The 7,575-nt window shown below is 38.9% G+C and carries 7 protein-coding genes; 5 read left to right on the plus strand and 2 right to left on the minus strand.

Annotation, left to right across the window (positions count from 1 at the left end; genetic code table 11):
• Nucleotides 1–157: 157 nt before the first annotated feature.
• Both QUA58_RS20250 and QUA58_RS20255 read right to left on the minus strand, forming a co-directional pair.
• Nucleotides 158–934: a DUF1698 domain-containing protein gene (locus QUA58_RS20250; protein WP_333395555.1), complete on the minus strand. Its 777-nt coding sequence runs from the start codon at nt 932–934 to the stop codon at nt 158–160.
• A gap of 105 nt (nt 935–1,039) precedes the next feature.
• Nucleotides 1,040–1,729: a methyltransferase domain-containing protein gene (locus tag QUA58_RS20255; RefSeq protein WP_333395556.1), complete on the minus strand. Its 690-nt coding sequence runs from the start codon at nt 1,727–1,729 to the stop codon at nt 1,040–1,042.
• A gap of 330 nt (nt 1,730–2,059) precedes the next feature.
• Here QUA58_RS20255 and QUA58_RS20260 point away from each other — a divergent pair, with 330 nt between their 5' ends.
• The 5 genes from QUA58_RS20260 to QUA58_RS20280 form a co-directional block, all read left to right on the plus strand.
• Nucleotides 2,060–2,923 carry a class I SAM-dependent methyltransferase gene (locus QUA58_RS20260; RefSeq protein ID WP_333395558.1) on the plus strand — a complete coding sequence of 288 codons (864 nt, stop codon included), beginning with the start codon at nt 2,060–2,062 and terminating at the stop codon, nt 2,921–2,923.
• A 160-nt stretch (nt 2,924–3,083) separates the two neighbouring features.
• Nucleotides 3,084–4,328, plus strand: a complete 1,245-nt coding sequence (locus QUA58_RS20265; RefSeq protein WP_333395560.1) for a glycosyltransferase — start codon at nt 3,084–3,086, stop codon at nt 4,326–4,328.
• 5 nt (nt 4,329–4,333) lie between these two features.
• Nucleotides 4,334–5,047 (plus strand): formyltransferase family protein, encoded by a 714-nt coding sequence (locus QUA58_RS20270; RefSeq protein WP_333395562.1) that lies wholly within the window; start codon nt 4,334–4,336, stop codon nt 5,045–5,047.
• On the plus strand, nt 5,047–6,249 hold the full coding sequence (locus QUA58_RS20275; protein ID WP_333395564.1) for a DegT/DnrJ/EryC1/StrS family aminotransferase: 1,203 nt from the start codon (nt 5,047–5,049) through the stop codon (nt 6,247–6,249). Before QUA58_RS20270 ends, QUA58_RS20275 begins: the two co-directional genes overlap by 1 nt.
• A gap of 153 nt (nt 6,250–6,402) precedes the next feature.
• Nucleotides 6,403–7,575: glycosyltransferase (locus tag QUA58_RS20280; RefSeq protein WP_333395566.1), on the plus strand; the 1,173-nt coding region annotated here is incomplete at its 3' end.

Consider the following 7,575-nt stretch of genomic DNA (forward strand, 5'->3'; position numbering starts at 1 on the left):
TCTATCCCCGGAGTAATGATAGATAGGATACGGCAGTGCCGTTTCCCTACCCCGATTAATTGTAGGGACACGGCAGTGTCGTGTCCTGATTTTGGATAATATTAATTCCGGTGTAACCGGAATTGATATCACTACTTAAAATTAGGCTTGGCAAGTATCAAGGCCGCATCGCTACTAATGCAAAGCACGGCCCGTTAATATGGTCTAGCTGCTCAAAATTGACTTGAATTTCAGTTAGCCCAAAATACTTCAAACACGATAAGATATCCTCGCGGCTCAGCCAGTGACTAAAGGCGCTGCTACCCCCGCAGAAGCCTGCATAATTTAACGCCACTTGATATTCTTGGCGGTATGCCGTGTAATTAAATCCCTCGTACTCAGTCCCTACTTGCGCTGGAAACTTAGGACTTAGGTGAGGTTGACTGTGGATAATATCTCCATCGTAATAGTGAGTCCAAATAAATACTTGGTCTGATGCTTTAGCAATCAAAGAAATTAGCTCAACAGGGTTAGCCATGTGGTAAAGAATACCGCTAGCCAAGCAAACATCAAATTTCTTCGTACTTGTCCGCAGATATTCTACACAGTCGCCGTAGAGGAAATGCGCTTTTTGAAGTTCCATCACTTCTTTCACAATCAGGCATTTCAGGTAGGCGCGGCTGTTTGCTTCAATTGCTGTAATTGAAGCAGCACCGTGTTTTTCTAGCATATAGGTGTGTCCGGCTTCGAGAGGCCCAAATTCAAGAATATGCTTGCCTTGAACTCCGTTAAATTGCTCAATAGCCCAGGCGACACGGCCGTCTTCAAACAGCGGAACTACTCCAGCGGCTAGGGAGGCATTGCCTGGAAACATAGATGCCCACTCACCTTTAAAAATATCCAGCGCGTTTTGGCTGTTGGGTGCTGACTTGATATAATTATCGAGAACTTCCATAGATTTGTATTTTACTACCTGGTGAATTTAATTTCCAATATGTCGAGTTTTTGAGAGCGCGATCGCACTTGATTATTTGCCGCTGCCAATAACAACTGTTTGTCACTAATTTTTGGGTGTTGGCACTTTTCTGAGAATCACAATCAGTTCCCCAAAATTCTCATGCAAGTGTTCTATCTCAAAACGGTAAGAGAGGTTTTCTTGACAGTATGCGAGCAATTCGGGGAAAGTCTCTGCTGTCCAGACGTGAAAATGAATGCTGTAATCTACATCAAGCAGATGCTGCATCCGCCCCGCCACTTGTTCTTCAGGAAATTTGTCCACTAGCCTGACATATTCCTCATAGTGACCTAGCTTAGACCATTCCTGCCCTTCTTTGTAGTCCCTAATTAGGTGGTCGATGGAAGTCAGGGGGCGATCGATATCAAATGTATAGCGTTTGTCCGGCACACCCATATATACAAACCCTCCCGGTTTGACAACTCTCAAAAAGTTTTCCAGGGCCCCAATCGGATTTTGACAGTGTTCTATCATGTGATTGGCGATCGCAAAATCCCAAGAGTTATCAGCTATGGATGAGAGAGTTTCGCCATTATCTACAATGTCCGCCTCTACTAAATCGAGTCCCCCTAACTCTGGGTATTGCTTCCTCAAATCGCTTACAGACATTCGATCGACGTAATGAACCTTCACGCCCTCTGGAACTTGCAAAGGAGCATGAAGGGCTCCTACTTCTATTCCCTCGCCTTTTAGGTATTGAAAAGCAATGTCTCTCCGTACTTGCTGAAAATCCATAGTCAACTTCTCTCCTTAAAAATTTGCTCAATCTCGATAGAGTTTAATTTGGGCTTTGAGTCAATGGCACACGAAGACGATCGACCTTTCTAGTTTACCCGATCGCGAGTGTTGCTTGATCGCTTCAGTTCGATCGTCTTCGTGTGTTGATTTTTGGGGTCATATCTATTGTTAAGCTCGCTTGCTTAGGGCTTGGGGGCGATCGCCCATCTATAATACCTGGTGCGTGCGGGAACATCCTCAGAGGGCTGAAGTCTGATATCCGGGAAAGCAACGGCTTGAGTTGATTGGGGGCGATCGGGCAAAACTCACCCTTTGTAGTATAATAAGTTGCAAAAGCGCGATCGGGGGTTGGCTACCACGACTATGGAGCAAAAAAAATTACAAGATATTCAAGAGGATTTGGAGCGATCGCGCTCTTGGTTACAACAAATACAACATGACTGTATAATCACTAATAAAACGACCTCCGATCAATTAGCTAAGCCATTACTCTCTCATGCAAATAATTTCAGTTTAGTTGAATCGCCTGTTTCAGCAAAACTGAGAATATATCAACAGATTAATACTTTACTAGAGACAATAAAATGGGATTTTGGGGGAGGATGTCCTTTTGAAAAAGCCTCTATAATGGCAGATTTAGTTTTTACATACAACCTAAAAACAACTGTAGAAATAGGAGTTTATAGAGGTAGATCATTATTGCCAATAGCACTTGCTCATAAATTATCAACACATGGAATAGCCTATGGGATAGACCCTTATAAGTTGGAAGAAGCATTAGAAAATGATACTCCTTTTACAGAAGATATCGAAAAATTTTGTTTGGCTTTAGATTTTGATTCATTACATAAAGATGTATTAAACTTGATTGAATCTTACCAGGTAGTAGAGCATTGTATCTTACTTAGAAAAACATCAGAAGAAGCCATTAGTTATTTTATTGATAATGATATTTACTTCGATTTGCTACACATTGATGGCAATCACGATAGTGAGAAAGTAATGTTAGATGTTAACTTGTATTTACCTAGAATAAAAGCAGGGGGCTTTATTGTTATGGATGATTGCTTTAATTGGGAGTCAGTTAATGTTGTTTATACTCAACTAAAATCTCAATATAGTGTAATTTTAGAGAGATTCGATCTAAATATAGGGGCTGACTATGCTATATTACAGTTACCTCAAAATTAGTGGACTGTTAGTTTTCTTCACCCCAAAAGCAGCCCAGATTATCTGTTTATCAAAATATGCCTAGAAATGTTAAATATTACTTTTCGGTGGTAAGGAAGATATGCACTTTTATGAACTGGCATTGAAACTAAGAGAAACAAGAAGGAAATCTTAAATGGACATGATGGAAAAAATCCGCGCTGAGTTAGAAAAATCTCAACTATGGCTAGAAAAAATAAAATCTGAACTAGAAGTATCATCTCATAGCCATAGTTACGATTTAGTAATACTAGATGACATCTTTCCTTTAAGGTTGTCCGCTTTTAGAATTGCTGAATATAATTACTATTTAGAGGCTTTTTCCCGTTCATTAGTTTTATCCACAGGAACGGCTGGAATGCTCAAGCAAAATTATAGCAATTTAAGTGAAGTAATCGTTGATTATGAAAAATTCCATCCTCAATTTAAAGGTAGAGTCAGGGAATTCGATCAGAATATATCAATTAATGCCAAGTTGATATACACAGTTTTCATTAATAATATTTTCTATTTTATACAATATATTGAAAAAAATAATATACCTTTTGTGTTTACTCTATATCCTGGTGGAGGATTTCACATTGATGAAGAAGCAACCAACCACAAACTAGCAAGAGTATTTGCATCGCCCAATTTCAGAAAAGTTATTATTACGCAAAGAAATACCTACGAATATTTACTTAATAATAATTTCTGTAATCCTAAGCAAATTGAATTGATTTATGGGTGTGTAGTTCCTAGCCATAACTTAACCAGTAACCTTTACGAAAAAAAGTCTTATAGACAGAATAAAGTCACATTTGATATTTGTTTTGTTGCTTATAAATATCAACCCACTGGACTTCATAAAGGCTATGATATTTTTATAGAAGTAGCTAAAAATCTAGCATCTAAACATGATGATTTTCATTTTCATATTGTTGGTGGACATGAACCGACTGACATAGATGTTAGCCTGCTAGAAAATAACATAACTTTTTATGGTCAAAAAACAACCGATTTTTTTCCTGATTTTTATTCAGGCATGGATTTGATATTATCTCCGAATAGACCAGCTTTTTTTCCTGGGGCCTTCGATGGGTTTCCCACAGGGGCTTGTGCCGAGGCTGCTTTGTCAGGTGTAGCATTATTTTGTACTGATTGTCTCAATCTTAACGTGGCCTTTAAAGATCGAGAAGAAATTGTCATAATTAGTTTAAGTGTTCAAGAAATATGTGAAAGTATAGAATATTATTGGGAAAATTATGATGAATTGTCTGAACTAGCTAAGCGGGGACAATTGGCCTTCCAACAGGTTTTCAACCTTGATTATCAAATGAACCCAAGATTACGATTAATTTCGGAGTACATTGGTACAAAATATTCTGTCAAGCAAAGAAATAATTAATTGTTATGACAAAAGTTGACTTGTATTTAGGAGGCGATTTAGGTATATGGACATTAAAAAATGTATCCAGTGAATTTATCGCCAGAGTATTTACCACAGATGAGGCGATTGCCGATATAGCCATCAGTTATAATATAGCCGTAGAAACATCTAATCCTAATTCCATTGATTTTCAGCCATCAGAAATAGGATTTTCAGTACATTATCCTGTGATATTTAAATCAGAAATTATCTCAAAATATTCAAAAATTTACAATCTTCACCCAGGTTATTTACCTTGGGGGCGAGGATATTATCCTATATTTTGGGCTTTATGGGAAGAAACTCCTGCCGGCGCAACTTTACATGAAATTAATAAAGGTATAGATGAAGGTTCAATAGTTGCTCAAACTCAGGTAGAATATTATCCTGTTGACACAGGAGGTAGTTTGTTTGAAAGAGTTAGACAAGCTGAGAAAGATTTATTTTTAAAGTATTGGCCTAAAATTATTAATGCTCAAGATATTCCTGCTTATCCTCAGCCAGAAGGGGGTAGCTATCATACAAAAAAAGAGTTTTTTAATCTCAAACAAAACGGTGACTGGGAATCAATGAGCGGCCGAGAGTTGATTAATCTAATTCGTTGTTTAACTTTTGCTGGATACACTGGACTAGAAATTAATCTGGCCAGCCAAAAGTTTGAATTATATTTGAAGTTATTATCAGTACCCAGAAATTAATGCAACTAGAAGAGTTAGCTATATTTGGCGGTAAGCCAAGATTTAACGAACCACTCCATGTCGGAAGACCGAATATAGGCGATCGCGCATCCCTCCTCAAACGCATCAATGATATGCTAGACAGGAAATGGCTAACCAACAACGGCCCTTATGTACAAGAATTAGAAAAGCGAATCGGTAGCCTACTAGGGGTCAAGCACTGCATCGCCACCTGTAACGGGACAGTAGCGCTGGAACTTGCCATTAGAGCCGCAGGGCTTTGTGGTGAGGTGATTGTACCTTCTTTCACATTCATCGCTACAGCTCACGCCTTGCAATGGCAAGAGATAACCCCTGTTTTTTGCGATGTAGACCCTCGCACCCACACTCTGAATCCTTGGCGAGTTGAGGAAATGATTACGCCGCGCACCAGTGGTATTATAGGAGTTCATGTGTGGGGACAGCCTTGTGATGTGGAAGCCTTAACCGAGATTGCTCGGAAACACAGCCTCAAGCTGATGTTTGACGCTTCCCATGCTTTTGGTTGCTCCTACAAGGGACAGATGATTGGTAACTTTGGTGAGGCAGAAGTTTTCAGTTTCCATGCTACTAAGTTTTTTAATACCTTCGAGGGCGGTGCGATTGTTACGAATAACGACGAACTAGCGGCTAAAATACGTTTGATGAAAAACTTTGGTTTTGCTGGTTATGACAACGTTGTTTACATCGGCACTAATGGTAAAATGAGCGAAGTCTCGGCTGCAATGGGATTGACATCACTGGAAAGTCTCAATGACTTTATCTCTATCAATTATGCCAATTACCAGCAGTATCAGCATGAACTAGCAGGCATTCCTGGCATTTCCTTATTTACTTACGCAGAAAGGGAAAAATGTAATTATCAATATATTGTAGTAGAGGTTGATGAGTCTATGACTCAAGTTACTCGCGACCAACTAATAGATATTCTCTCTGCTGAGAATGTACTTGCTCGTCGCTATTTCTATCCAGGTTGTCATCAAATGGAACCTTATCGATCCTATTTCCCCCATGCCGGACTACTGTTGCCAGAAACAGATAAACTGGTGCAATGGGTATTGGTGCTACCTACAGGTACGGCAGTGGGGTTAGGCGAAATTAGTCAAATCTGTGAGATAATCCGGTTAGTCGTTGCGCGGGGTGAAGCAGTCAGAGGAAAATTAGAAAATTTGTCCACATCTTAATTAACAAATATTAAGTATTGACACGACCAAAGAAATAAAACTTGTTTTATGATGGCGTGAAGTGGTAAGATTCCAATCTAACATAGACTAAAAATATTTTCAATCTTAATTCTAGTTGTAACATTGTTAATTCACACAAGGAGTAGTTAGAGTATGCCTAAAGTATCAGTAGTCATGGCCTCCTACAATCACGAAAAATTTGTAGCTGAGACTATCCAAAGCGTCCTAGACCAAACTTATCAAGATTTTGAATTTATTATTACAGATGATGGTTCGCCCGATCGAACTGTAGAGGTTATTAAAAAATTTGCCGATCCGCGAATTAAACTATTTTGTTTTTCAAAGAATCATGGCGCTTGTGTTGCTATGAATAATTGTATAAAAGAGGCAAACGGTGAATACATAGCAGTTATCAACTCTGATGATGCGTGGATGCCTGAAAAACTGGAAAAACAGGTTAAATTTTTAGATGAACATCCAGAAAACGGGGCTGTTTTTGGCTATGCCCAATTTATCGATGATTACAGCAATGATTTGGGTTCCGATCACCATTACAATCAGATATTCATACAACCTAATAGAACAAGATTTGAGTGGCTAAGACTTTTCTTTGAGTCTGGCAACTGCTTATGCCACCCTAGTGTCTTAATCCGTAAGCAGTGCTACAACGAGGTAGGCTTTTATGATGAGCGATTTGCACAATTGCCAGACTTTGATTTCTGGATACGGCTTTGCATCAAGTATGATATTTTTATCATGCCTGAGAATTTGGTGAAGTTTCGGCTTTGTCAAAGCCAAGGCAACGCCAGTGGCAATACACCGAAAAATAGCAGTAGAGTAACACTGGAATGGGCACAGATATTAAAAAATTATCTCAGGGCTGAAATTTTTGACGATTTAGTAAACATATTTCCTTTGACTGAAAATATAAATGAAATTGGGTTATCTAGGAAAATAAATGAAGTTGAAAGGGATCTAGCGCCGTTTTTTATTGCTATGCTTGCGATTCGGGATAATCGCCATGCTCACAAATATTTTTGTTTTGATGTTCTCTACCAGATGTATAGCAAAAAAGACCTAGCTCAAAAGTTAAGAGATCAATATTCCTTTGATTTTTCTAACTTGGTTAACTTGGCTTGGGAGCAGGATATTTTTGGTATAGTTGCCTTAGATAGATTGCAATCTCAATTGCATGAAACTGAGACGTTATTACAACAGTCGCAGTCTCAACTGCATCAAACTGAGTCTGTACTAGAAGAGTCACAGTCTCAACTGCATCAGACTCAACAGGAGTTGGAAGAGTCGCAGTCTCAACTGCATCAAACT

This window comes from Microcoleus sp. N9_A1, from assembly GCF_036701795.1.
In the GTDB taxonomy this organism is placed as follows: Bacteria; Cyanobacteriota; Cyanobacteriia; order Cyanobacteriales; family Microcoleaceae; genus Microcoleus.

What these genes read in the sequence shown, in the direction of transcription:
- QUA58_RS20250 (WP_333395555.1), bottom strand. Translation starts at nt 934, where the DNA reads ATGGAAGTTCTCGATAATTATATCAAGTCAGCACCCAACAGCCAAAAC.
- QUA58_RS20265 (WP_333395560.1), top strand. Translation starts at nt 3,084, where the DNA reads ATGATGGAAAAAATCCGCGCTGAGTTAGAAAAATCTCAACTATGGCTA.
- QUA58_RS20270 (WP_333395562.1), top strand. Translation starts at nt 4,334, where the DNA reads ATGACAAAAGTTGACTTGTATTTAGGAGGCGATTTAGGTATATGGACA.
- QUA58_RS20275 (WP_333395564.1), top strand. Translation starts at nt 5,047, where the DNA reads ATGCAACTAGAAGAGTTAGCTATATTTGGCGGTAAGCCAAGATTTAAC.
- QUA58_RS20255 (WP_333395556.1), bottom strand. Translation starts at nt 1,729, where the DNA reads ATGGATTTTCAGCAAGTACGGAGAGACATTGCTTTTCAATACCTAAAA.